This window comes from Kitasatospora arboriphila (assembly GCF_039528095.1).
Taxonomy (GTDB): domain Bacteria; phylum Actinomycetota; class Actinomycetes; order Streptomycetales; family Streptomycetaceae; genus Kitasatospora; species Kitasatospora arboriphila.
The window spans coordinates 61,880-86,950 of the sequence record NZ_BAAALD010000024.1 but is presented as its reverse complement, the minus strand read 5'-3'; the positions used below and the strand labels follow the sequence as shown (position 1 = coordinate 86,950).

Here is a 25,071-nt window from a genome sequence, read left to right as displayed (position 1 = left end):
GCCCCCCCTGGGGCGGGGCCGCCCCCGGCGCGCCCCCGCCGCCGGCCCGGCGCCCGCTGGTCGGCCCGGCCCGCCCCGCGGGCCGCGAGTACGGCCTGCGGGTGGCGGCGTGCGTGACCGTCAGCACCGCCGTCGCCCTGCTGCTGCACACCGGCCACTGGTACTGGCTGCCGGCGACCGCGGCCTTCCTGGTCAAGCCCGACCTCGGGCCGCTGTTCTCGCGGGTGGTCAGCAGGTTCGCCGGCACCGCCGCCGGGGTCCTGGCCTTCGTGCCGCTCGCGGGGCTGCTCACCGGCCGCTGGTGGCCGGCCGCGGCGGTCGCCCTCGGCGCCGCCCTGGTGCCGCTCGCCGTACGGCACTTCGCCCTGCAGACGGCCGTCGTCACGGTGACCGTGCTGACCTTCGTCTCGGTCGGCGGCGACCGGCAGGCCGCGGCCTCCCGGCTGGCCGACACCGCCGTCGCCTGCCTGCTGGTGCTGCTCGTCGGCCACCTGCCGAGGCTCGCCGACACCCAGGCGCGGGTCGGCCACCGCTCCGCGCACGCCCTGCGGCACACCCGCCGCTACCTGCAGCACGTGCTGGCCGCCGGGCCGGGCGATCCCGACGGGCATCCCGCCGGCCACCCCGCAGGCCACGCCGCCGAGCAGCGGGCCGAACTGCGCCGCGCCGCCTACCAGGCACTCGCCGAGGCGCGGACCGCCGCCGAGACCGCCGCCGCCGAACTGCACACCGGCCGCGGCCCCGACTGGCTGGGCGTCACCACCGGCGCCGAACGGATCGTCGACGCGGCCCCCGCCTGCGCCGTCCGGCTGGAACACGGCGCCGCCCGCCCGGCCGCCCCGGCGGGCCGCCGGGTCGCCGAGGCCCTGGACGCCCTCGCCGACGCCCTCGACGGCCGCCGCGACGCACCCGGCAGCGGCCCGGCCCTCGCCGACCTGCCGCCCGACTGCCTCACCCTCAACGACATCGTCACCGAACTCCGCCGGATCCGGACGCTCACCACCGCCGCCTGACACCCCGACGGCAGCCGGCGCGGGCCCGGACGCTAGCATTCGGTGCGAACACGCCCGATCCCGGCCGGACTGGCGGAAATCCCCCGGGCCGCCCTCACCCGCGGATCGGCGCGGCCCTCCGGCGGTCAGCGGCGACCGCCCGCCGTCCAGCGAAGCCGCCGCACCGGCGGCGCACCACGGAGCCCCTCATGCGCCCAGCGCCGCCCGCCGATCCGACCCGGTCCGAGGGCGGGGGCCCGGCGCTCGCCGCCCTCGCCGTCACCGCCTTCGCCATCGGCACCACCGAGTTCGCCGCGATGGGGCTGCTGCCGCACATCGCCGACGGCCTGCACGTCTCGATCCCGCGGGCCGGCTGGCTGGTCTCGCTGTACGCGCTCGGCGTGGTGATCGGCGCACCGCTGCTCACCGCCCTGTGCGCCCGACTGCCGCGCAAGGCCGTGCTGGTCGGACTGACCGGCCTGTTCACGGTCGGCAACCTGCTCTGCGCGATCGCCCCGAACTTCGCCTTCCTCGCCGCCGCCCGCCTGATCACCGGCCTGCCGCACGGCGCGTTCTTCGGCGCCGGCGCGGTCGCCGCCGCCGAACTCGCCGCCCCGCACCGCCGGGCCCGCGCCGTCTCGGTGATGTTCTCCGGCCTCACCGTCGCCAACATCCTCGGCGTGCCCGCCGCGACCCTGCTCGGCCAGCAGCTCGGCTGGCGGGCCGCGATGCTCGTCGTCGTGGCGATCGGCGGGCTCGGCGCCGCCGCGATCGCCCGGTTCGTCCCGCCGCTGCCCAGCCACCCGCAGGCCGGCCTGCGGCACGAGCTCTCGGCCTTCCGCAGCGGACAGCTCTGGCTCGCCCTGGCCACCGTGGTCGTCGGCTGCGCCGGCCTGTTCGCCTGCTACAGCTACATCACCCCGCTGCTCACCGAGGTCTCGGGCTTCGCGGACGGCTCGGTCACCCTGGTGCTCGCCCTGTTCGGCGTCGGTTTCACCATCGGCAACGCCGTCGGCGGGTGGGCCGCGGACCGGGCGCTGCGGCCGAGCATCTGCGCCGCCTTCCTGCTGATGGCGCTCGCCCTGGGCGTCTTCGCGGTGACGGCGCACACCGAGTGGTCGGCGGCCGCCACGGTCGTGCTGATCGGCGTCTTCGGGTTCGCGGTGGTGCCGACCGTGCAGACCCTGGTGCTGCAGAAGGCCAGGAACGCGCCCACGCTCGCCTCCGCCACCGTGCAGGGCGCCTTCAACCTCGGCAACGCGCAGGGCGCCTGGCTCGGCGGTCTCGCCCTGAGCGCAGGCTGGGGCTGGACCTCGCCCACCCTGGTCGGCGCGGGGCTCGCGCTGGCCGGCTGCGCGATCGCCACGGTCTCCTGGGCGGTGGACCGCCGCGCCGGCGGACCGGCCGCGGCGGTCGCAGGTGCGGTGGTCGAGGCGCCGCAGCCGGTGCCGAACTGACGGCCCGCCGGGGCCCGCGGTGCGGGCCCCGGCAGCACCGGCAGCACCGTTCACACGCCCGCGCCCGGTTCAGTCGAGCGGGGCGACCAGTTCGCCGGTCGCCGCGAGGTGCACCGTCAGCGCCTCGGTCGGGCACATCTCGGCGGCCTCGGTCAGCCGATCCGACGCCTCGGCCCGGGCGTGCCGGGGCACCGCCCGGCCGTCCGGGCCGATCAGCACGTCCGCCGGGGCCGCCGCCGCGCACAGCCCGGTGCCGACGCAGCGGATCCGGTCCACCCGGACCTCGAGAGCGCCGGCGTCCCCCGCCGCGGTGCTCACCAGGCCACCGCCAGCCGCTGCGGGCTGCGGGTCAGCAGGCCGCGCCGCCACTCGATCGCGTCCGGCGCGTCCACCAGCCGCAGCTGCGGGAAGCGGCGGGCCAGCCCGTGCAGGGCGAGTTCCAGCTCCATCCGGGCGAGCCAGGCGCCGAGGCAGTGGTGCGGGCCGGCGCCGAAGGTCAGGCTCGGCGTGTCGAGCGCATCGAACAGCGGGATGCCGTCGGGGTAGACCGCCGGGTCGTGGTTGGCCGTGCGGGCGTCCGCCGCGACCACGCTGCCGGCCGGGATCAGCACCCCGCCGATCTCCACGTCCTCGACCGCGCGGCGCAGCAGCCCGGGCGCCGTCTCCTGGTCGCCGAGCGGCACCGCACGCAGCAGCTGTTCGGCCGCGGCGGTGGCGTCCGCCTCGCTGGCGCCGATCCGGGCCCAGCCGTCGGCGCCGTCGGAGAGCAGGTAGACCAGGGCGTTGCCGAGCGAGGTCATGGTGGTCTCGTGGCCGGCCACGACCAGCCCGCAGACCAGCGAGACGAGCTGCGCCTCGGTGACGCCCTCGGTGCGGTCGGCGGCCTCGACCAGGCTGCTCACCAGGTCCTCGCCCGGGTCCTTGCGCCGCTCGTCGACGAGCTGCTGCCCGAACCGGCCGAACTCCTGCATGGCCTGCCGGATCTCCTCCGCGGTGTACGCGGTGGCCGACAGCGCGTGGTCGCTCCAGCGGCCGAGCCGCTCGTAGTCCAGTCCGTCCAGGCCCATCAGCCGGCTGATCACCGCGACCGGCAGCGGACGGCTGAACGCGCCCACCACGTCGGCGGGCGACCCGGCCGCCTCCAGGCCGTCCAGCAGGTCCTCCACCACCGAGCCCACCCAGGGCCGCCAGCGGGCGATCGAGCGCGGGGTGAAGGCGCGCTGCACGGTGCGGCGCAGCCGCTGGTGCGCCTCGCCGTCGAGGTTGAGGATGGCCTGCGGGTCGTCCAGCAGGTTCGGCACCAGGGTGGTGGCGGGGGCGTCGGGGGCGAACAGCGAGGCCCGGTCGAGGCGCGGGTCGGCGAGCAGCTTGCGGACGTCGGCGTGCCGGGTCACCACCCAGACGGGCGTGCCGGTGGGCAGGGCGGCCAGTCGCGGCGGGCCGGGTTCGGCGTGGCGCAGGCAGTGCAGCGGGACGAGGGCGGGCATGTCGGGGGCCGCGGCGTTCGCGGTGGTCATCCGGTCCTCCAGGCGTCGGCGCCCGGGCGTCCGCCTGCGCACACCGCAGGCGGACGCGTGGTCCGGGCGTTCACTCGTGCTGGTGCGCGGTCGGTGGGCGTGCGGGCGCCGCGGCCGCGGCACCCGTCCCGACACCCGACCGTACGGGTACGTCGCACGCGCCGGAAGGACGCGAATCGGCCATCGGTGGACCGGAGTCCGCCGATGGCCGACGCCGTCTCAGATACCGGTCTCCGCGGGCAGCCGGCCGGACCGGACGGCGGCCAGCAGCTCGGCGTGGTCGGCCTCGCTGCGGTCCGCGTACGCGACGGCGAAGTCCGCCATCGCCACGTCCAGCTCCTCGCTCTTGCCGCAGTACCCGGCGAGCAGGGCCGCGTCCGCGGTGTGGGTGTGCGCCCGGGCGAGCAGCGCGCCGGTCAGCCGGCCGTAGTCGTCCAGCTGGTCGGGGCGCAGCGCGGCCGGGTCGACGCTGCCCTTGCGGTTGCGGAACTGCCGCACCTGGTACGGGAGTCCGTCGACGGTCGTCCAGCCCATCAGCACGTCGCTGACCACCTGGATGCGGCGCTGGCCGAGCACCACCCGCTGGCCCTCGTGCACCGGCAGGCCGGAGACGGCGAAGCCGGCCCGGGCCAGGTGCGGCAGCAGCACCGAGGGCCGTGCCTCCTTCACCTGCAGCACCAGCGGCTGCTCGCGCTGGTCGACCAGCAGCACCACGTACGCCCGGGTGCCGACACTGCCGGTGCCGACGATCCGGAACGCCACGTCCTGCACGCTGTAGCGGCTCAGCAGCGGCTGCATCTCCGGCGCCACGGTCGACAGGTAGGCGGCCAGCGAGCCCGCCACCTCGGCGGTCTCGGCCTCCGGCACCCGGCTGAGCACCGGCGGCGCCGGGGCGAACCGCCAGCCGCCGTCGTCCTGACGGACCGTCGACTTCGCCGCGAAGCGCGCACTGGTGTTGCGCAGCGCCTTCTCCGCCACCGCCTCCAGCACCCCGGCGAGGTCGTGCGCCTCGGCGAAGGCGACGAGGTGCTCGTCGGCGATCGCGTTCCAGGCGTCCAGCGCGGGCAGCTTCGCCAGCTTGCGCACCGTCTTGCGGTACGAGGAGGAGGCGTGGAACGCGGCCTGCCGGCAGACGTCCTCCGAGGCACCCGCCTGGCGGCCGGCCAGCACCAGGCTCGCCGCGAGCCGCTTCAGGTCCCACTCCCACGGACCGGGCGCGGTCTCGTCGAAGTCGTTGATGTCGATGACCAGCCGGCCGCGGGCGTCGCCGTAGAGGCCGAAATTCGCCGCGTGCGCGTCACCGCAGAGCTGTGCGACCACGCCCGACACCGGGGTGTCCGCCAGGTCGTGGGCCATCAGCCCGGCCGATCCGCGCAGGAAGGCGAACGGCGAGGCGGCCATCCGTCCCACTCGTATCGGCACCAGGTGCTCCAGGCGCCCGATGTTCGCCTCGTCCACCGCCTCGGCGACGGTCGGCCGGTCGGCCGACACCTCGAAGCGGGCGTGCGCCGCCCGCGGAGCCCGCTCGCGCAGCGCCTTGCCGCGCTGCTTGCCGTCCCCCTGAGGGGGCCACGGCGCGAATCCCGGTACCGCCCGTCCCAAGATCGCCCCACCCGCCGTCTGCTCGGCCAACCCTGCCACCGGCACTCCGTCTCCTCTGGTCGATCACGCTACTGCAGCCCAGCACGCTACCGCCGGAGGCTCCCCGGCAGGCAGCGGGGACGTCCCGGGTCCGTAACATGCAGGTCATGGCCCATGACCTGCGCGCGCTCGACGACGCCTACCTCGCCTTCTGGCGGGAGTACCAGCTGTGCACCTTCACCACGCTGCGACCGGACGGCACGCCGCACGTGGTGCCGGTGGGTGCGACCTTCGACCCGGAGACGCTCACCGCCCGGGTGATCAGCAGCCGGACGAGCCGCAAGGTGCGCAACGTCGTCGAGGCCGGCCCGGACGGCGCCCGGGTGGCGCTCTGCCAGGTCGACCGGGCCCGCTGGGCCACCCTGGAGGGTGTGGCGACGGTCAGCCAGGACCCGGACAAGGTGGCCGAAGGGGTGGCCCGCTACACCGAGCGCTACCGCCCGCCGCGGGTCAACCCCGACCGCGTGGTGATCGAGATCAGGGTCGACCGCGCCCTCGGCCGCGCCTGAGCACCCTCCTCGGGGAACGCACCGCGCCCCGCCCGCCCGGCCGGGAGCCGGGTGAGCGGGGCGCGGTTCTGCGCCGGTGCTCAGCTCACGTTGACCGCCGACCAGGCGGCGGCGACCGCCGCGTACTCGGCGCTGCCGGCGCCGAACAGGTCGGTCGCGGCCTTGAGGGTGGCCGTCCGGGCACCGGAGTAGTTGGTGGTGGACGTCATGTAGACGGTCAGCGCCCGGTACCAGACCTTGCCCAGGGCGTCCCGGCCGATCCCGCCGACCGTCGACCCGTTGCAGGTCGGGCTGTTGTACGAGACTCCGTTGACCACCTTCGCGCCACTGCCCTCGGCCAGCAGGTACGCGAAGTGGTTGGCCACGCCCGAGGAGTAGTGCACGTCGAGGTTGCCGACGCTCGAACTCCAGCAGTCCGCCGACTTGGTGTCCCTGGAGGGCTGGTCCATGAAGCGCAGCGCGGGCTTGCCGAAGCCGGGCTGCACGATCTCCTCGCCGATCAGGTAGTCGCCCGGGTCGGACGCGTTGGCCGCGTACCACTCGACCAGCGTGCCCATGATGTCCGAGGTCGCCTCGTTCAACCCGCCGGACTCGCCCGAGTAGTTGAGCTTCGCACTGCGCGAGGTGACGCCGTGCGACATCTCGTGCCCGGCCACGTCCAGCGACACCAGCGGTCCGAAGGTCGAGCCGTCGCCGTCGCCGTACGTCATGCAGAAGCAGCTGTCCTGCCAGAAGGCGTTGTTGTAGTTGCTGCCGTAGTGCACCCGGTTGTACGAGCCCTTGCCGTCGCCGGCGATGCCGGAGCGGCCGTGCACGTTCTTGTAGTAGTCCCAGGTGGTGTTGGTGCCGTACTGCGCGTCGACGGCGGCGGTCGCCCGGTCGGTGTTGGCGCCGGTGCCCCAGTGGTTGTCCGCGTCGGTGAACAGCGTGGCGGGCGCCCGGCTGAAGCAGATCGAACCGAAGCACAGGTCGGTCTTGTTGGCCGCGTCGCCGGTGTAGGTGTTGCCGCGGGTCGGGTCCTTCAGCTGGAAGGTGCTGCCGGAGGCGGTCGTCTCCAGCGGCACCGTCCCGCCGTACAGCGAGGCGCCGTCGCCGGCGGCCGTCTCCAGGCCGTCCCAGGCGTCGATCCGGGCGCCCGTGCGGGCGTCGGTCAGCACCGTCCGCGCCACCGGGTTGCCCAGGTAGTCGGTGCCGGAGGCGGTGGTCTGCCAGGCCAGCCGCGGCTTCCCGGAGCGGGCGTCCACCACCAACTGCGGCTGCGCGCCCTGCTGGACGGTGGTCCGGCCGGGCACGGCACGGACGAGCTCGCCGTTCGCCTGCGCGGCCGCGGCCTCCTTCGGGACGGACGGCGTGGTCGACGGCACCGCCAGGTCGGTGCTCGCCGCCCGGTCCGCGCCGCGGTAGGAGCCGTCCGGGCCCAGGTGCACCACCAGGTCGCCGCCGAGCACCGGCAGGCCGGCGTAGCTGCGGTCGAACCGGACGTGCCGGCTGCCGTCGGCATCCGTGACGACGTCCCGGACGGAGCTGGACTGGCGTTCGGTGACGCCGAGTTGGGCGGCGTGCGAGGCCATCGCGGCCTCGGCCCGGGCCACCGCGGCCGCCTGCGGCCCCGGCGTCGGACGGTCGGTCGCACCCGCCGCCGGCGAGGCGACGGACACCAGTGCACCCGCCACGACGGCGACGGCGGTGGCCACGGCAGTGCTGCGGGGAATGCGCATCGTGCTCCTCGGAGTGTGGGGAGGTACGGGCACCGCGAGGGGTGTGCACGGCGCCCGGGGAGCGTTGGCGCTGAACCTGAGAGGGGGCACGGCGGGAGGGTGCCGCCGGAGTACGTTGTTTTACATGTCCAGGACAGTTCCCGTAAAGACCGCCCACGGAACGACTTGTGAGGGACAGTCACGAGAGGTGCGGACCCGCGTGTGGAAGAGTCGGGGGCGTTGCCCGTGCCGGCCACCTGGGGTCGAACCCCGTGGCCGAGAGGATCAGGAGCCGTTCCATGCCCGAGGAGATCACCCTGCGCCCGGTGACCGCCGACGATCTCGACCTGTTCGAGAGCGAGTTCAACGGGCCGGAGGGGACGGGCCCGTACCAGTGGTTCGGCTTCGGCTCACCGGCCGGTCTGCGCCGGCAGTTCGCGGAGAACGGCCTGCTCGGCCCCGACGGCGGCGTGCTCTCCGTCGCGGAGGCCGGCCGGACGGTGGGCCGGGTCGAGTGGTTCGCCGGCACGTGGGGACGGCCCGCCACCTCCACCTGCTGGACCCTGGCGATCGGGCTGGTGCCCGCCGCGCACGGCCGCGGCACGGGCACCCGGGCCCAACAGCTGCTGGCCGACTACCTCTTCGACCACACCAGGGCCGAACGGCTCCAGGCATGGACGGACTGCGCCAACCTCGCCGAGCAGCGCGCCCTGGAGAAAGCGGGCTTCGTCCGGGAGGGCGTGCTGCGCTCCGCGCAGTGGCGCGGCGGCCGGTGGCACGATCAGGTGATCTTCTCCATGCTCCGCACGGAGCGGCCCGGCGGCGCATCGAGCTGACCGTGCGGCAGCGACCGGCCTGACGGACGGTCGGGTTCTGTCCGGCGGATCACGCGACGGGCTCGGGTCAGGGCTTCTCGTCGGCGAGTTCGCACATCAGGTCGACGAGAGCCGTGACGGCGGCCGACGGCCCGTTGCTCGGCCACAGCACGCCGTAGTCGAGGGCCGGCCCGTCACGGAAGGGAACGAACGCGATGCCGGGCCGGTCGTGGTACTGCGCGGCGCGCACGGCCACGACCGACACTCCGAGACCCGCGGCGACCATGGCGGTGGTCTCGGGCCAGAACGTGTACACGGGTCCTCGGGGGACGGGACGCCCCGACGGGGTATGGGTGGGCAGGTGGAAGTCCAGCAGGGATTTCGGGAAGGTGCCCCGCGGGGTGATCAGCGGGGCGGCGGCCAGGTCCTCCAGTGACACGCTGCTGCGCCGGGCCAACGCGTGGCCGGCCGGGACCATCAGCGCCCGCGGCTCGGACAGCAGCACGGGTCCGCTGGTGATGCCGGGCTCGCGTACGGGGAACTCGCTCACCTGCACGTCGAGCTCGCCGCGCCGCAGCGGGCCGAGCGGGTCGTCGAACTGGATCTCGAGGATCTGCACGGTGCACCCGGCGTGCCGGCTGCGGAGGACCTCGGCCGCGCGGAGGACCAGATCGGCGCACCAGGGAGTCGAGTAGCCGACGCGCAGCGGACCGGTGATGCCGCGCGCCCCGGCGACGGCCCGGTCGATGGCCTGCTGGATCTGCAGCCGGGCGGGCAGCAGGTCGTCGCACAGCTGTTGGCCGAGCGCGGTGAGGCGGACGGTGCGGGAGGTGCGTTCGAACAGCGGCGCGCCGATGCGCCGTTCCTGCTTCTTGATGGCATGGCTGACCCGGGACGGGGTGATGTGCAGCCGCTCGGCGGTGCGCCCGAAGTGCAGTTCCTCGGCCAGCGCCAGGAAGATCTCGATGTCGCGCAGTTCCATGCCGCCTCCTGATCATGAACCTAGCGGTCAATGCTGCGTTGACACAACGCGCATCGATGACCGGCCGGGCAACGCAGCCTTGCCGACTTCGCCGTTGTTCGTCCCCAGGGGCGCCCGCCAGGCTGAGGGCCGGTGTCCGAGAGGCGGTGACCCGGCCGGGTGCCGGTCCCCCGCGGCGCGCCGCAGATCGACCACCGAACGCAAGGAGACCCGTGATGGGAACGCGTACGACCGGCTTCTCGAAGACGGGACTGCAGAGGGTGCGCGACGTGCTCGCGCGGCACGTCGAGTCGGGGCGGATACCCGGCGTCGTCGCGCTGGTGAGCCGAGGCGAGGAGACGCACGTCGAGGCGCTCGGGGCGATGCACCACGGCGGCGGCGCGCCGATGCGCCGGGACACGGTCTTCCGGATGGCCTCCACCTCCAAGCCGGTCACCATGGCTGCGGCCGCGGTCCTGCTGGACGAGTGCCGGCTGCGCCCGGACGACCCGGTGGAGCAGTGGCTGCCGGAGCTGGCCGACCGGCAGGTGCTGAAGCGGATCGACGGCCCGCTGGACGACACCGTGCCGGCGCGCCGGCCGATCACCGTACGGGACGTGCTCACCTGCACCTTCGGCCTCGGCATGGATATGACGTCGCTCGGCACGCCGATCATGAACGCCGTCTTCGAGCAGGGGCTCACCCCCGACCTGCCGACCCCGATGCCCGAGCCGGACGAATGGATGCGCCGCCTCGGCACGCTCCCGCTGATGCACCAGCCGGGCGAGCGCTGGCAGTACCACATCGGCAGCGACCTGCTCGGCGTGCTCGTCGCCAGGGTCACCGGCCTGCCGTTCGAGACCTTCCTGCGCGAGCGCGTCCTCGACCCGCTGGGTATGACGGACACCGGCTTCCACGTGCCCGCCGACAGGACCGGCCGCCTGCCCACCCTCTACGCCCCCGACCCGCGGACGGGCGGGTTCACGGTGTGGGACGAGGCGACGGACGGACGCTGGAGCAAGCCCCCGGCGTTCCCGGGCGGCGGTGGCGGCCTGGTCTCCACCGCCGACGACTACCACGCCTACTTCCGGATGCTGCTGAACGGCGGCCTCCACGAGGGCGAGCGGATCCTGTCCCGGCCCGCGGTCGACCTGATGACGACCAACCGCCTCACGCCCGAGCAGAACGCCGCGCGCACCGCCATGGCCCTCGACAACGTGCACCTGTCCTTCGGCCAGGGACAGCACGGCGGTTGGGGCCTCGGCATGGCGGTGCGCACCTACCGCGGCGACTACGCGCCGGTCGGACAGTTCGGCTGGGACGGCGGAAGCGGCACCTCGACCTACGCCGACCCGGAGTACGGGGTCACCGGGATCCTGCTCACCCAGGTCGGCCTGTCCGTCCCCAACGCCGCCCACCTCATCCACGACTTCTGGACCACCGTCTACCAGGCCGTCGACTACTGACACCGACCCGGCAGGCAGTCGTACAGGACTTCCCCGCCGGAGACGAAGGAGCACACGATGTCCCTCACCCTGACCGACGAGGACAGGACCACCCTGCGGACCGCCGCGTACGGTGCCGTCGAGCTGATGGCCGCCGCCGGCGCCACCGGCTCCCCCCACAGGATCGCCGCCGCCGGATCGATCGCCCTGGCCTCCGCGACCGGGCCGGTCGGACACGTCCTTGCCGCGAAGGGCAAGGGCGTGGCCCTGCACGGCACGTCCGTGGCCGAACTCGCCGACCAGGTGCTGCCGGCCCTCACCGCAGCCATGGCGCTGCTCGACCGGCAGGATCCCGCAGAGGCCGACAACTTCCGCGACACCGTCCTCCTCGCCCTCGAAGCCGGCCGGGTCCACGAGGCTCGACCCGCCCCCGTCCTGGCGGACATCGCGCGCAGGATCACCGCAGCCCTCGGCGCCGTCGGGCCGGCCGGTCGCGACAGCAGCCCGGTCGGCTGAGTCCGGCGCGCCACCGCCCGCCCGGCGGCACACTCACCCGAACGCCGTCAGGTCCGGCTCAGGGGCGAGTCGGAAGGCGGACGGGGTGCGGCCGTAGCGGGCGGTGAAGCGATGGGTCAGGTGGGCGTGGTCGGTGAAGCCCGCCATGGCCGCGACCTGGGTCAGCGGCAGGGCCGTCCGGCGGACCAACTGCCCGGCCACGTCCAGCCGGACACCCAGCACCTCCGCCTGGAACGTGCTCCCGCCGCGGGCCAGTTCACGCTGCAGCGTCCGCGGCGAGAGCTGCAGCGCGCCTGCCGCCACCGACAGCCGCCACCCGGCGGCCGGATCCCACCGCACCGCCGCCCGCAACCGCTCCACCGCCGTCGCGGCCGGCTCCGCGCCGTCCCACTCCAGCCGCCAGTCCGCCGCGCGGCTCCCACCGCGCACCCGGACCCGCCGCCCCACCCGGGCCCGAGCCGCAGCACCCTGCACCGCCCGGACGAACAGCGACTCCGCCCCCGCCGGCTCCCCACCCAGATGGGCACGGTGACTGACCGCCAGAAAGCCCGGCCCCGCCACCAGCGCCGTCCGGTGCCCCAGGTGCAGCCAGGCCTCCAGCCGTCCGGCCGCCTCCGCCAGCGACTCCGGCCCCGCCGCCCGCAGCGGCGTCCCGAACACCGCCAGCAGCCGGTCCGCGGCCTCCTGCAGACCGGGCCCGCCCGCGGAGGCCCACAACTCGCCCACCAGCAGCGCATGCAGCCGCTCCGGCGCGGCCCGCCCGGCCGCCAGCAGCTCCGCCACCCGCTCCGCCGTCCGCCCGGAGGCGGACCGGTCGCCGAGCGAGGCCAGCACCGCCGCGGTCATCGCCGGATGCACGGTGCGGCCGGGTTCGACGGGGCGGCTGGGCATGGCGCGATCGTACAAGCGGCGCGCCGTGGTCCGGCGGCAGCATGGCGGCCATGGACCTCAGCACCACGCGCATCCTCGTCACCGGTGGCACCAGCGGAGTCGGCCGGGCCCTCGCCGGCGCACTGACCGCCCGCGGCGCCACCGTCGCCACCTGCGGCCGCACCGTGCCGCCCGGCACCGACCTCGCCTTCACCGCCGACCTGGCCGAACCCGGCGCCGCCGCCCGCGTGGTGGAGCAGGCCGCCGCCCGGCTCGGCGGACTCGACGTCGTGATCGCCAACGCCGGTGTCCAGTACGCCACCCCGCTCACCGACGGCCCGGACGCACAACTGCTGGAACGCATCCGCGGCGAGATCGCCGTCAACCTCACTTCCGTCGCCGAACTCGCCGCCGCGGCCTGGCCGCACCTCGCCGCCCGCCCCACGGCCGCCTTCGTCGCGGTCGGCTCCGGACTCGGGTACGCCCCCAAGCGCAGCGCACCCGTGTACTGCGCCACCAAGGCGGGCCTGCACACCCTGCTCGACGCCCTCCGCTACCAGGCCGAGGCCGCCACCCCGCACGTCCGCGTCCAGGAGGTCGTGCTGCCGCTGGTGGACACCCCGATGACCGCCGGCCGCGAGGGCCCGGCCCGCAAACTCACCCCGGAGGCGGCCGCCGACGCGATCCTGCGCGGCCTGCGCACCGGCCGCCGCACCGTCCCGATCGGCGCCTCCCGCGCCCTCCTGGCGATCAACCGCCTCAGCCCGGCCACCGCCCGCCGCATCCTCCGCGACGCCTGACGGCGGCCCGCCCGCGCACTCCCTTTCGGAGCCGCCGACGGTGCGTCAGGCCGCCCAGTCCTCGCAGTACTCGAGGTGCAGGCCGCGGCCGTCGGCGACGAGCCCCTCCAGGTAGTGGATCTCGGCGCAGTAGTGCGGGGAGGCGGGGTGGGCGCGGACGTGCGCGGGGCCGTGCCGGGCCACGTCCAGGAAGCGGTCCGCGGTCTCCCGGAAGGCCCGCGCACTGCCGGTCATGAACAGCGTCCCGGCCACCACGTGCTGGTGGAAGCGGTCCCGGAACTCCCGGTGGTGGCGCTCCTCCAGTGCGGTGTCCGGCACTTCCGCCGCGGGCCCCTCCGCCTCCGGCAGGTCCGCCGTCCGCGGCACCCCGGCGCCGAGCCTGGCCCTCAGCTCCTTCCACCGCGAGGGCGCGAACTGCAGCGAGTGGTGCACCAGCACCAGGTCCAGCCGCTCGTCCCCGCCCGCCGCGGGCGCGAACGCCCCCGGCAACCGGTTGCCCCGGATCGGCAGATGGACCAGCGACCGCGGCGAGCGCGCCGCCAGCAGCCACAGCCCGCCGACCGTCCGCGCCGCCCCGCGGTCGAACCAGCCGTTCAGGACGTGGTCCTGGTCGAGCAGCACCGCCCGCTCCACCGCCCCGCGCGGCCGGATCACCCGGTGTTCCTGCACACCGAGCCGTGCCCGGTGCACCTGGATCGGCAGCCTCACTTCCGGCCGCCCATCGGTCCCAGGTAGAGGTAGTCAGCCTGCCCGGTGCGCCGCGCCCGGTCCACCGACTCCAGGAAGCGCATCCGCCGCGGGGTGAGTTCGGCGGCCCAGTCCGCCATCGGCAGCACCTGGAAGCCGGTGTGCTCGGCCGGGTCGGTGCGGACGGCCGCGAGCCGGTCGGCGTCCAGCGCCCCGCCGTCGAAGACGAATCCGATCTTGAACGGCAGCTCGCCGACCGGCGGCGCGAACATCACCGTGAGCAGCCGGCCCGGCTCCTCCGGCAGCACCAGGCCGGTCTCCTCCCAGGTCTCCCGCCGTGCACAGCCCCACGGATCCTCGCCGAAGTCCAGGTTCCCGCCGGGCAGCTGCCACAACTCGGGGTCGTAGACCGACCGCAGCATCAGCGGATTCCCGTCCGCGTCGGTGAGATGGGCGGCGGCGAACACCGTGCCGTGCGGAAGCGTCCGGACGAACTCCGCGGTCGGCAGCAGTTCCACAGCAGCCCCCTCCTGGCCGGGGCTCACTCGCCGGGGTAACGCACCCCGATCCGGTCCCGGACCGCGTCCAATGTACGCATCACCGCGATCGAACCGTCCAGTGGCACCAAGGGCGACTCGGTCAGCCCGGCCCGCAGGCAGCGGACGACCTCCGCCGCCTCCCACCCGTACCCGTGGCCCTGCCGCGGCGCCGCCCGGAACTCCTCGGGCTCGCGGCCGTCCCGGTGCAGCACGAAGCCGTCCGGGTGGAAGAAGTCGCGCTCGATCTCGATCCGGCCGGCCGACCCCTGGATGCTCGCCCGCTGGCCGCTCCGCGCCGTCAGCGAGCAGCCCAGCAGGGCGGTGGCCCCGCTCGGGTGGCCGAGCACGATCGCGGTGTTGGCGTCCACGCCCTGCGGGGTGAGCTGCGCCCAGGCGTGCACTGACTCGGGCGTGCCGAGCAGCAGTTGGGCGAAGGCCACCGGGTAGACGCCGAGGTCGAGCAGGGCGCCGCCGCCGAGGGCCGGGTCCCAGAGCCGGTGCGCCGGGTCGAACTCCGCCGGGAAGGCGAAGTCCGCGTGCACCGACCGGATCCCGCCGATCGCGCCGTCCGCGACCAGCTCGGTGATCCGGCGCACCGTCGGGTCGAGGTAGGTCCACATCGCCTCCATCAGGAAGAGCCCGCGCTTGCGCGCGGTCGCGACCAGCTCCTCCGTCTGCGGGGCGCTCAGCGTGAACGGCTTCTCGCAGAGCACCGACTTGCCGGCGTCCAGCAGCAGCGACGTCGCGCCGTGGTGGTGGGCGTGCGGGGTGGCCACGTACACCACGTCCACGTCCGGGTCGGCCGCCAGCTCCCGCCAGCTCCCGTACGCGCGGGGCACGCCGAAGCGGTCGGCGAAGGCGCGGGCGCCCTGCTCGGAACGGGAGGCCACCGCCAGCAGTTCGGCGCCCTCCACGTGCAGCAGGTCCTCGGTGAAGGAGGCGGCGATGCCGCCGGTCGCGAGGACGCCCCAGCGGATCGGACGGTCGGCGGCGGGCTCCATGCTGCTGCTCCCTGGGTCGGTGGTACGGCTCGGGAGGCACGGGCCGGGCGGCGCCCGGGGCGGACACCACGGCAAACGCTCTCCGATCGCCGGTCAGCCTAACCGGCGGTGACCGGCGGCCGGGACCCCCGTCCGCCCACCGGTCACCGCCGGAGCACTCACCCGTCGGCGGCGACGACCTCCACGGCCGCGGACAGCGGCACCTCGCCGCAGGACGGCCCGACCAGCACCGTGAACACGCCCTCCTCGGCCAGCCAGCGGCGCTCCTCGACCGACCAGTGGGCGAGCGCCCGCGGTGCGACCTCGATCCGGGCCTCCACCCGCTGCCCGGGCTCGGCCCGGACGGCCGCGAACCCGGCCAGCCAGCGCACCGGCCGTTCCACGGCACTGCCGGGCCTGGCCAGGTACACCTGCACCACCTCGCGCGAGGCCCGCCGGCCGGTGTTGCGCAGCACCGTCCGGACGGTGAACCCGGCGCCCGGTGCGACGTGCTGCGGCACCTCCACCGCGAGGTACTCCCACTGCCCGTAGCCCAGCCCGTGGCCGAACCAGTAGGCGGGCTCGGCGCCGGCCCGCAGCCAGCCGCGGTGGCCGAGGTGCAGGCCCTCGCGGTAGGCGAGCACGCCGTCCCGGGGACGGGTGCCGGGGACGGCGGGTCCGGCGCCGGTGGCCGGCCAGGTGGCGGGCAGCCGGCCGCCCGGTTCGGCGCGGCCGAAGAGGACGTCGGCCAGTCCGTCGCCGCCCTCCTGGCCGGGGAACCAGCCGAGCAGCACCGCCGCGGCCTCGCCGCGCCAGGGCATCAGCACCGGTCCGCCGGAGGTGACCACCGCGACCGTGGCCGGGTTGGCCGCCGCCACCGCGGAGACCAGGGCGTTCTGCCCGTCCGGCAGGTCGAGGGTGCTGCGGTCGAACCCCTCGCTCTCGTGCTGTTCGGAGGTGCCGACCACGACGATCACGGCGTCGGCCCCGCGGGCGAGTTCGACGGCAGCGGCGAGCTCCTCCTCGGGGGTGCCGGCCGGGGCGTCCGCGGTCAGCGCGACGACCCGGCCGTGGCCGGGCTCCACGATCCGCCGGGCCGCCACCTCGGTCTCCTGCCCGGCCGCGAGTTCGACCTCGGCCTGCCGGAACGACGGCATGACGTGCAGGTAGGTCGGGTCGTCGGACTCCGGTGCCGTGTAGCAGTCGAGCACCGTCCGGCCGTCCACCCGCAGCGGGACGGCGCCGAGCCCGACCACCCCGAGCCGCCAGCGTCCGGCGGTGCCGACCCGCAGCACCGTCCGCAGGTCGACGCTGTGCAGGGCGGTGAGGTCGACCGACTCGTCGACCTCGAAGGAGCGCCCGCTCGGCCGGTCCTCGGTGTGCAGCACCCGGCCGGCGACGTCCAGGAAGCGGACGTGGACGCCGGGCCGGCCGGTCACCGGGTTGCGGCAGTCGCCGGCGGCGACCGGGGTCGGGCGCACCGAGCTCCGGACGCCGGGCGCGTGGACGACCTCGACACCGGGCGGGAGCGCGGCCCGGATGCCGTCCAGCGGCGACACCACCGAGGCCGGGTAGACCGAGGCGCTGCCGCCGCCCTGGATCCGTGCGGCGGCCGCGCCGGGTCCGAGGACGGCGATCCGGCGCACCCGGGCCGGGTCCAGCGGCAGCAGCCCGCCGCGGTTGGTCAGCAGCACGGCCCCGGTGGCCGCGGCCCGGCGCAGCCGCGCGCGGTCCCGCTCCGGGCGGGCCGCGACCGGGGGCCGCGCGGGGGTGCCCTCCAGGGCGCCGACCCGCCGGGCCAGACGGAGCAGCCGGCGTACCTTGTCGTCCAGGGCCGCGGCCGGCACCCGGCCGGTGCGGACGGCCTCGGCGAGCCGCTCGCCCCAGTGCTCGTTGGGGCCGGGCATGGCGAGGTCGACGGCGGCCGCGCCGGCGGTCTCGGTGCTGCGGACGGCCCCCCAGTCGGAGACCACCAGGCCGTCGAAGCCCCACTCGCCCTTGAGCGGCTCGGCCAGCAGCGGCGACTCGCTCATGGAACGGCCGTTGACGCCGTTGTACGCCGACATCACCGCCCACACCCCGGCCCGGACGGCGGCCTCGAAGGGGGCGAGGTAGACCTCGCGCAGGGTGCGTTCGTCGATCGCGGCGTCCAGGGTGAGCCGCTCGGTCTCGGACTCGTTGCCGACGTAGTGCTTGGCGGTCGCGGCGACCCCGCCGCCCTGCACCCCGCGGACGTACGCGGCCCCGATCCGTCCGGTGAGCAGCGGGTCCTCGGCGAAGCACTCGAAGTTCCGGCCGGCGTACGGGGAGCGGTGCAGGTTGAGGGTCGGTGCGAGCAGCACGTCGACGCCCTTGCGGCGGGCCTCGGCGGCGAGCAGCGTGCCGAGGTGCTCGACCAGTTCCTCGTCCCAGCTGGCGGCCATCGCCGTGGGGGAGGGCAGCGCGAGGGCGGTGTCGGTCTCGTCCCAGCGTTCGCCGCGGACGCCGATCGGGCCGTCCGAGGTGACGATCGGCCGCAGCCCGAGGGCCGGTTCGGCGCTGGTGCGGAAGGTGCCGCCGCCGGAGACCAGGCGGGCCTTGCGTGCGGTGTCGAGGACCTCGGGTCCGACGGCGTCGGTGGCGCCGGGGGCGTCGGGTGCGGGGGAGTCGGGGAAGCGGCCGGAGGTGTCGATGGCGGTCAACTCTTCACCGCTCCCTGCATGATGCCGTTGATGATCTGGCGTCCCATCAGGAGGAAGGCGGCGATCACCGGCAGGCTGGCGACCAGGGCGCCGGTGAGCACGAGGGAGTAGTCCTTGATGTAGCCGCTGGCCAGCTCGGAGAGCGTGAGCTGGACGGTGGGGTTCTGCTGGGTCATGACGACCTTGGGCCAGTAGAAGTCGTTCCAGGTGGCCATGAAGGTGAGCATGCCGAGCACCGCCGTCGCGGGCCGGGCGGCGGGCAGTGCGACGTGCCAGTACAGTCCGCGGGTGGTGCAGCCGTCCATCCGGGCGGCGTCGAGGAGTTCGTCGGGCACGGCGGTGACGAAGTACTGGCGCAGGAAGAACACGCCGAAGGCGTTGGCGACGGCCGGCACGATCAGCGCCTGCAGGCGGTCGGCCCAGTGGAACCAGTTCGCCATCATGATGTAGAGCGGGATGATGCCGAGCTGGGTCGGCACCATCATGGTGGCGACCACCGAGGCGAGGAGCGGGTTCCGGCCGCGGAAGGGCAGCTTGGCGAAGGCGAAGCCGGCCAGTGAACTCGTCAGCACCACGCAGGCGGTGACGGTCGAGGAGACGACCAGCGAGTTCAGCAGCGCGAGGCCCATGTCGGTCTGCCGGAAGGCCTCGCCGATGTTGTGCAGCAGGTTGCCGCCGGGCAGCAGCACGGGCGGCACCCGGTGCACGTCGGTGTTGTTCCGGGAGGCGGCGACGACCGTCCAGTACAGCGGGAAGACGGACAGCACCACGCCGACCGCGAGGGTGGCGTACACGCCCCTGCCGGCGGAGAGTTGGCGGTTGCGGCTCACGAGGCGTCGGCCCCCTTCATCCGGCGGGCGGCGAGCAGGTTGACGGCCACCACGACGACGATGAGCAGGAACATCGCCCAGGAGACCGCCGCCCCGTAGCCGTACTTGAAGCGGCCCCAGAACTGGTTGTACGAGTACAGCGCGAGGGTCTGGAACTGGTGCTGGGAGCCGCCGGTGGTCGGGTCCTGCTGCTGGCCGAAGAGCATCGGCTCGCCGAACAGCTGCAGGGCGCCGATGGTGGAGACGATGACGGTGAACAGGATCGTCGGCCGCAGCATGGGGATCGTGATCGACCGGAACTGCCGCCAGCGGCTCGCCCCGTCGATCGCCGCGGCCTCGTAGAGCTCGAAGGGCACGGACTGCATCGCGGCCAGGTAGATCAGCGCGTTGTAGCCCGTCCAGCGCCAGGTGACGATCGCGGAGATGGCCGCCCAGGAGGAGAGCGTGCCGGCCTGCCAGTCGATCCGGTCCACGCCGAACAGCCCGAGCACCCAGTTGACCAGGCCGAAGTCCCGGCCGAAGAGCTGGACGAAGATCAGGGTGACGGCGGCGACCGAGGTGACGTTGGGCAGCAGCACCCCGAGCCGGAAGAACGTGCGTCCGCGGATCCGGTAGTTCAGCAGGTGCGCGAGGCCGAGCGCGAGCAGCAGCTGCGGGACGGTGGAGAGCACGCCGATGCCGAGGGTGTTCTTCAGCGCGTTCCAGAAGAACGGGTCGTCCAGCAGCCGGCGGTAGTTCTCCAGGCCGACCCAGCTGCTCTCGGTGCCGGGCTGGTCGGCCCGCCAGCCGGTCATCGAGACGTAGCCGGTGTAGAGCATCGGGAACAGCCCGAACACCGCGAACACCACGAAGAACGGGGCGACGTACAGGTACGGGGAGGTGCGGCGCTCGATCCGGCTCCAGCGGGCTGCCGGGGCGCGGGCGGGGCGCAGCGGCGTGTCGGCGGACACGGTCGCGGCCATGGCGGGGGTCTCCTTGCGGGGTGAGGGGGTGGGTCAGCCGGTGATGTTGGCGACGTCGGCGAGGGCCTTCTGCCAGGCGGTGGCCGGGTCGGCCTTGCCCTGTTCGATCGAGGTGAGGGCGTTGCCGACGGCGGTGCCGATCTCCGCGCCGTGGGCGCCGAGCGGCTGCGGCTGCAGGTCCTTGGCGGACTGCGAGAAGATCTTGCCGGTGGGTGCGCCGTTGAACAGCGGGTCGGTGAATCCGGCGATGTCCGGCTGGCTCCAGAGCGCCTGGTCGGACGGGAAGTAGCCCTTGTTCTTGAACAGCCAGGACTCCTGCTCGGGGGCGGTGAGCCACTTGGCGAGCTCGACGGCGGCCTTGGTGTGCTTGCCGGACTTGGGAACCGTCAGGTACGAGCCGCCCCAGTTGCCGCCGCCGCCCGGGATCCGGGCGATGTCCCAGGTGCCGCCGTCGGTGGGCGGGTTGCCCTTGAACTCGTAGCTCATCCAGGCGGGACAGGCGACGGTGGCGAACTGGCTCTTCTGGAAGCCGGTGTCCCAGGCGGGGGTGAAGGCCTGGATGCCCGCCGACTGGCCGTCCTTGACCGCACCGGCGACCAGGTCGAAGGCCTGCTTGACCGCCGGGTTCTCCTGGACGACGGGCTTGCCGGAGGCGTCGTAGAAGCCGGTGGGGGACTGCGCGACGATCGCGCTGAACAGGTTGCCCGCGCTGTCGAACCACTTGGCGCCCTTGGTGGGGCTCTTGGCGAGGAACTGCTTGCCGGCGGCGGTGTAGGCGGGCCAGTCGGCGAGCAGCGCGGAGACCTGGTCGCGGTCGGTCGGCAGGCCGGCGGCCTTGAACAGGTCGCTTCGGTAGCACAGCGCCAGGCCGCCCATGTCGGTGCCGAGGCCGAACAGCGCCTTGCCGTCGGCGCTGGAGGCCGGGGCGGTCTTCGAGGGCACCCACTGGTCCTTGCTGACGCCGTACTGCAGGAAGTCGACGAACTTCGAGGCCTGCGGCTGGAATCCGGCGACCTGGCCGATCTCGATGGCCTCGATGTCGGCGGTGCCGGAGCCGGCCAGCAGGTGGGCGCGCAGGTTCTGGTGGTGGGCGCCGAGGTCGGCGCGGTTCTCCTTGATGGTGATGTTGGGGTGCAGCTGCTCGTACTGCTTGTAGAGGTCCGCGTAGCCGAACTCGGAGAACAGGTTCACGGTCAGCGTGATCTTGGCGTCGGCGGCGTCCTCGGCGGCCGGGCCGCCGCTGGAGCAGCCGCCGGCGAGCAGGGCGACGGCGAGGGCGGCGGAGACGGCGAGGGCCGCGGATCTCCGGCCGGGGCGGGCGGTGGGCATGGCGGGGCTCCTTGCGGGGGATTCGGCGTGATGCGGGAGTGCGACGGTGGGAGAGCGCTCCACCGGGCAGGCGTGCGGGCGCCTGCCGGATCAGATGGGAGAGCGCTCTCCCGCCGGACGGAGCCTGGCCCCGAAACCGCCCCGCCGTCAAGGGGCTGCGCCCAAAAGCTTTGCGTACCTGCTGATTTGAAAGGGCGATCGCCGGGGGCCGAGCTGCTGCACGGGGCTTGACATGACGGAAACATCGCGGCAACCATTCCCATGACTGCGAGAGCGCTCTCCCAGGAATCGGCCGACGCGTGCCGTCCTCCCCCACCCGTCTCGTCAGGAGAGTTCCCCATGCCCGCTCCACCCGCCCGTGCGGCGGCCCCCACCGCGCACTCCGCACCGCCCTGGCGCGCCCTGGCCGGGCTCGTCGCCGGCGCCCTGGTCGCCGGACTGCTGCTGTTCCTGCCCGCCGGGCGGGCCCAGGCGGCGGCCTCGCTGCTCTCCCAGGGCCGCCCGGTCACCGCCTCCAGCGAGGAGAACTACGGCACCGCGGCCGCCAACGCGGTGGACGGCAACACCGGCACCCGCTGGTCCTCGGCCAACACCGACCCGCAGTGGATCCAGGTCGACCTGGGCGCCGTCGCCACCGTCAGCCAGGTCGTCCTCACCTGGGAGGCCGCGTACGGCAAGGCGTACCGGATCCAGCTCTCCGCGGACGGCACCAGCTGGACGGACGCCTACTCCACCACCACCGGCGCGGGCGGCACGGAGACGCTGAACGTCTCCGGCACCGGCCGCTACGTGCGGATGTACGGCACCCAGCGCGGCACCGGATACGGCTACTCCCTCTGGGAGTTCCAGGTCTACGGCACCCTCGGCGGCGGCACCCCCACCGGCAGCTGCGGCACCGCCGACGCCGCCCAGGGCCGCCCGGTCACCGCCTCCAGCGAGGAGAACTACGGCACCGCGGCCGCCAACGCGGTGGACGGCAACACCGGCACCCGCTGGTCCTCGGCCAACACCGACCCGCAGTGGATCCAGGTCGACCTCGGCTCGGCGCAGAGCGTCTGCCAGGTCGTCCTCACCTGGGAGGCCGCGTACGGCAAGGCGTACCGGATCCAGCTCTCCGCGGACGGCACCAGCTGGACGGACGCCTACTCCACCACCACCGGCGCGGGCGGCACGGAGACGCTGAACGTCTCCGGCACCGGCCGCTACGTGCGGATGTACGGCACCCAGCGCGGCACCGGATACGGCTACTCGCTCTGGGAGTTCCAGGTCCGCACCGGCGGCGGCAGCACCCCGCCGACCGAGCCGCCCACCACCCCGCCGACCACGCCGCCCGGCAACTGGACCACCGTCTTCAACGAGGACTTCAACGGCGGCGCCGGCACCGCGCCCAACGGCAACGACTGGATCACCGACACCGGCACCGCGTACCCCGGCGGCCCGGCCAACTGGGGCACCGGCGAGGTGCAGACGGCCACCGGCGCCCCGGCCAACGTGGGCCTGAACGGCAGCGGCGCGCTCAACCTGACCGCCCTGAAGAACGGTTCGGCCTGGACGTCCGGCCGGGTCGAGTCCAAGCGCACCGACTTCGCCGCCCCGGCCGGCGGCCAGCTGCAGATCTCCGCCACCGTCAAGCAGCCGGACGTGGCCAACGGCCTCGGCTACTGGCCGTCGTTCCGGGCGATGGGCGCCGCCAACCGCGGCAACTCCACCGTCTGGCCCGGCGCGGGCGAGAGCGACATCCTGGAGAACGTCAACGGCCGCAGCCAGCTCTCCACCACCCTGCACTGCGGCACCGCCCCCGGCGGCAACTGCAACGAGTACAACGGCATGACCAGCGGCCTGGCCTCCTGCACCGGCTGCCAGACCGGCTACCACACCTACTCCCAGATCATCGACCGCACCACCTCGGACGAGCAGATCCGCTGGTACCTCGACGGCCGCCAGGTCTGGCAGGTCAACGAGTCGCAGGTCGGCGTCGCCACCTGGGACGCGGCCGTGCACCACGGCTTCTACCTGGTGTTCAACCTCGGCATCGGCGGCGGCTTCCCCGACGCGGTCTGCAACTGCACCACCCCGACCGACGCCACCACCTCCGGCGGCACCCTGAGCATCGACAAGGTCGCCGTCCAGGTCGCCACCGGCCCCGCCCCGGCCCCGCTCACCGACCCGGCCGTGCCCACCGCGCCGTCCGCCGTCAAGGTGACCGGCTCGCAGGGCAACTGGCAGCTGCAGGTGGACGGCCGGCCGTACCAGCTCAAGGGCATCACCTGGGGCCCGGCCAACTCCACCGCCGAGGCGCACATCCGCGAGCTCAAGGCGATGGGCGTCAACACCCTGCGCACCTGGGGCACCGACGCCGGCAGCAAGCCGCTGCTCGACACCGCCGCCGCGCACGGCCTCAAGGTGGTCAACGGCTTCTGGCTGAACCAGGGCGCCGACTACGTCAACGACACCGCCTACATGGACTCCACGCTCGACCAGATCAAGCAGTGGGTGACCACCTACAGGAACCACCCCGGCGTGCTGCTCTGGGACGTCGGCAACGAGGTCATCCTCACCACCCAGGACCACACCTACAACGGCACCACCGTCGAGCAGCAGCGCGTCGCCTACGCCAAGTACGTCGAGCGGGTCACCCAGGCGATCCACGCCATCGACCCCAACCACCCGGTGACCTCCACCGACGCGTACACCGCCGCGTGGAAGTACTACAAGGACTACTCGCCCAGCCTCGACCTGCTCGCGGTGAACTCCTACGGCGCGGTCTGCAACGTCAAGAACGACTGGATCAGCGGCGGTTACACCAAGCCGTACATCATCACCGAGTCCGGCGAGGACGGCGAGTGGGAGGTGCCCAACGACGCCAACGGCGTGCCGCTGGAGCCCACCGACGTCAAGAAGCGCGACGCCTACCTCTCCAACTGGGGCTGCATCACCGGCCACACCGGTGTGTCGCTCGGTGCGACGGTCTTCCACTACGGCACCGAGAACGACTTCGGCGGCGTCTGGTACAACACCGTGCCCGCCGGCTGGCGGCGGCTCGCCTTCTACTCGGTCGCCAAGAACTACGGCGGGAACGCCGGCGGCAACACCCCGCCGGTCATCTCGGACCTGTCGCTGAGCAACACCGCGACCGTCCCGGCCGGCGGCACCTTCGACATCACCGCCGCCACCACCGACCCCGACGGCGACCTGATCCGCTACAACCTCTACTACTGCGCCAAGTACGCGGGCGGCGGCACCGGCTTCAGCCAGGTCGCCTTCACCCAGACCGGCGACGGCCGCTTCACCGCGGTCGCCCCGAAGAGCCTCGGCGTCTACAAGGTCTACGTCTACGCCTACGACGGCCACGGCAACGTCGGCATCGAGACCAAGTCCTTCCGGGTGGTCGCGTCCACCCCGAGCGGCACGAACATCGCGCTCGGCCGGCCTGCCACCGCCTCCACCTTCCAGGCCCAGGGCAACGGCGCGCCGTACCCGGCGTCCAACGCCACCGACGGCAACTGGAACACCCGCTGGGCCAGCGAGTGGGCCGACCCGCAGTGGATCCAGGTCGACCTGGGCGCGGTGAAGTCCTTCAAGCACGTCCAGCTGGGCTGGGAGGGCGCCTACGGCAAGGCCTTCCAGATCCAGACCTCGACCGACGGCACCAACTGGACGACCGCCTGGGCGACGACGAGCGGCACCGGCGGCGTCGACGACGTCGACGTGAACGGCAGCGGCCGCTACGTGCGGGTGAACATCACCCAGCGCGGCACCGCCTACGGCGACTCGCTGTACGAGTTCGGCGTCTACGCCTGACCCGGAGCCCCGGCCCGGCCTCCCCGGGCCGGGGCTCCGCGA

At 74.1% G+C, this 25,071-nt stretch carries 21 protein-coding genes; 8 read left to right on the top strand and 13 right to left on the bottom strand.

Annotation, left to right across the window (positions count from 1 at the left end):
* A partial coding sequence (locus tag ABD353_RS15165) for an FUSC family protein (protein ID WP_344624104.1) occupies window positions 1–1,013 on the top strand: 1,013 nt, incomplete at its 5' end.
* 188 nt (window positions 1,014–1,201) lie between these two features.
* A complete protein-coding gene (locus ABD353_RS15160) occupies window positions 1,202–2,449 on the top strand; it encodes an MFS transporter (protein WP_344624103.1) in 1,248 nt (415 codons plus the stop codon).
* A gap of 69 nt (window positions 2,450–2,518) precedes the next feature.
* On the opposite strand, the gene ABD353_RS15155 is transcribed toward ABD353_RS15160, so the two are convergent.
* The 3 genes from ABD353_RS15155 to ABD353_RS15145 all read right to left on the bottom strand — a co-directional run bounded on the left by ABD353_RS15155 (window position 2,519) and on the right by ABD353_RS15145 (window position 5,571).
* Window positions 2,519–2,767 carry a ferredoxin gene (locus ABD353_RS15155; protein ID WP_344624102.1) on the bottom strand — a complete coding sequence of 83 codons (249 nt, stop codon included), beginning with the start codon at window positions 2,765–2,767 and terminating at the stop codon, window positions 2,519–2,521.
* Entirely contained in the window at window positions 2,764–3,966 is a 1,203-nt protein-coding gene (locus tag ABD353_RS15150; protein ID WP_344624101.1) for a cytochrome P450, read from the bottom strand. Before ABD353_RS15150 ends, ABD353_RS15155 begins: the two co-directional genes overlap by 4 nt.
* Window positions 3,967–4,185: 219 nt before the next feature.
* Window positions 4,186–5,571 (bottom strand): DUF2252 domain-containing protein, encoded by a 1,386-nt coding sequence (locus ABD353_RS15145; protein ID WP_425555160.1) that lies wholly within the window; start codon window positions 5,569–5,571, stop codon window positions 4,186–4,188.
* 143 nt (window positions 5,572–5,714) lie between these two features.
* Between ABD353_RS15145 and ABD353_RS15140 the strand changes: the two genes are divergently transcribed.
* Window positions 5,715–6,116, top strand: a complete 402-nt coding sequence (locus ABD353_RS15140; RefSeq protein ID WP_344624099.1) for a pyridoxamine 5'-phosphate oxidase family protein — start codon at window positions 5,715–5,717, stop codon at window positions 6,114–6,116.
* 80 nt (window positions 6,117–6,196) lie between these two features.
* Here ABD353_RS15140 and ABD353_RS15135 read toward each other — a convergent pair whose 3' ends face one another.
* The gene (locus ABD353_RS15135; RefSeq protein ID WP_344624098.1) at window positions 6,197–7,834 is read right to left on the bottom strand and encodes a M4 family metallopeptidase; all 1,638 of its coding nucleotides are present in this window, start codon (window positions 7,832–7,834) and stop codon (window positions 6,197–6,199) included.
* Window positions 7,835–8,112: 278 nt separating this feature from the next.
* Between ABD353_RS15135 and ABD353_RS15130 the strand changes: the two genes are divergently transcribed.
* The gene (locus tag ABD353_RS15130; protein ID WP_344624097.1) at window positions 8,113–8,649 is read left to right on the top strand and encodes a GNAT family N-acetyltransferase; all 537 of its coding nucleotides are present in this window, start codon (window positions 8,113–8,115) and stop codon (window positions 8,647–8,649) included.
* A 67-nt stretch (window positions 8,650–8,716) separates the two neighbouring features.
* Here the strand turns inward: ABD353_RS15130 and ABD353_RS15125 are convergent, their stop codons facing one another.
* Window positions 8,717–9,610 carry a LysR family transcriptional regulator gene (locus ABD353_RS15125; RefSeq protein WP_344624096.1) on the bottom strand — a complete coding sequence of 298 codons (894 nt, stop codon included), beginning with the start codon at window positions 9,608–9,610 and terminating at the stop codon, window positions 8,717–8,719.
* A gap of 215 nt (window positions 9,611–9,825) precedes the next feature.
* Here ABD353_RS15125 and ABD353_RS15120 point away from each other — a divergent pair, with 215 nt between their 5' ends.
* The gene (locus ABD353_RS15120; protein ID WP_344624095.1) at window positions 9,826–11,055 is read left to right on the top strand and encodes a serine hydrolase domain-containing protein; all 1,230 of its coding nucleotides are present in this window, start codon (window positions 9,826–9,828) and stop codon (window positions 11,053–11,055) included.
* A gap of 57 nt (window positions 11,056–11,112) precedes the next feature.
* Window positions 11,113–11,550: a hypothetical protein gene (locus ABD353_RS15115; RefSeq protein WP_344624094.1), complete on the top strand. Its 438-nt coding sequence runs from the start codon at window positions 11,113–11,115 to the stop codon at window positions 11,548–11,550.
* 33 nt (window positions 11,551–11,583) lie between these two features.
* On the opposite strand, the gene ABD353_RS15110 is transcribed toward ABD353_RS15115, so the two are convergent.
* Entirely contained in the window at window positions 11,584–12,441 is an 858-nt protein-coding gene (locus ABD353_RS15110) for a helix-turn-helix transcriptional regulator (RefSeq protein WP_344624093.1), read from the bottom strand.
* Between the two features lie 50 nt (window positions 12,442–12,491).
* Between ABD353_RS15110 and ABD353_RS15105 the strand changes: the two genes are divergently transcribed.
* Window positions 12,492–13,220: an SDR family NAD(P)-dependent oxidoreductase gene (locus ABD353_RS15105; protein ID WP_344624092.1), complete on the top strand. Its 729-nt coding sequence runs from the start codon at window positions 12,492–12,494 to the stop codon at window positions 13,218–13,220.
* 45 nt (window positions 13,221–13,265) lie between these two features.
* Here the strand turns inward: ABD353_RS15105 and ABD353_RS15100 are convergent, their stop codons facing one another.
* The 7 genes from ABD353_RS15100 to ABD353_RS15070 all read right to left on the bottom strand — a co-directional run bounded on the left by ABD353_RS15100 (window position 13,266) and on the right by ABD353_RS15070 (window position 21,228).
* Complete coding sequence (locus ABD353_RS15100) at window positions 13,266–13,874, bottom strand: hypothetical protein (RefSeq protein ID WP_344624091.1); 609 nt, start codon at window positions 13,872–13,874, stop codon at window positions 13,266–13,268.
* A gap of 50 nt (window positions 13,875–13,924) precedes the next feature.
* Window positions 13,925–14,425, bottom strand: coding sequence for an NUDIX domain-containing protein (locus ABD353_RS15095; protein WP_344624090.1), 501 nt, complete (start codon window positions 14,423–14,425; stop codon window positions 13,925–13,927).
* 23 nt (window positions 14,426–14,448) lie between these two features.
* Entirely contained in the window at window positions 14,449–15,447 is a 999-nt protein-coding gene (locus tag ABD353_RS15090) for a Gfo/Idh/MocA family protein (protein ID WP_344624089.1), read from the bottom strand.
* Between the two features lie 158 nt (window positions 15,448–15,605).
* Window positions 15,606–17,996 (bottom strand): glycoside hydrolase family 3 C-terminal domain-containing protein, encoded by a 2,391-nt coding sequence (locus ABD353_RS15085; RefSeq protein WP_344624108.1) that lies wholly within the window; start codon window positions 17,994–17,996, stop codon window positions 15,606–15,608.
* A gap of 107 nt (window positions 17,997–18,103) precedes the next feature.
* Complete coding sequence (locus tag ABD353_RS15080; protein WP_344624088.1) at window positions 18,104–18,937, bottom strand: carbohydrate ABC transporter permease; 834 nt, start codon at window positions 18,935–18,937, stop codon at window positions 18,104–18,106.
* Window positions 18,934–19,899: a carbohydrate ABC transporter permease gene (locus tag ABD353_RS15075; protein WP_344624087.1), complete on the bottom strand. Its 966-nt coding sequence runs from the start codon at window positions 19,897–19,899 to the stop codon at window positions 18,934–18,936. The genes ABD353_RS15080 and ABD353_RS15075 overlap by 4 nt, the downstream gene beginning before the upstream one ends.
* Before the next feature lie 33 nt (window positions 19,900–19,932).
* A complete protein-coding gene (locus tag ABD353_RS15070; protein ID WP_344624086.1) occupies window positions 19,933–21,228 on the bottom strand; it encodes an ABC transporter substrate-binding protein in 1,296 nt (431 codons plus the stop codon).
* 339 nt (window positions 21,229–21,567) lie between these two features.
* On the opposite strand from ABD353_RS15070, the gene ABD353_RS15065 reads away from it, so the two are divergent.
* A complete protein-coding gene (locus tag ABD353_RS15065; RefSeq protein ID WP_344624085.1) occupies window positions 21,568–25,029 on the top strand; it encodes a galactose-binding domain-containing protein in 3,462 nt (1,153 codons plus the stop codon).
* The last annotated feature ends 42 nt before the right edge of the window (window positions 25,030–25,071 follow it).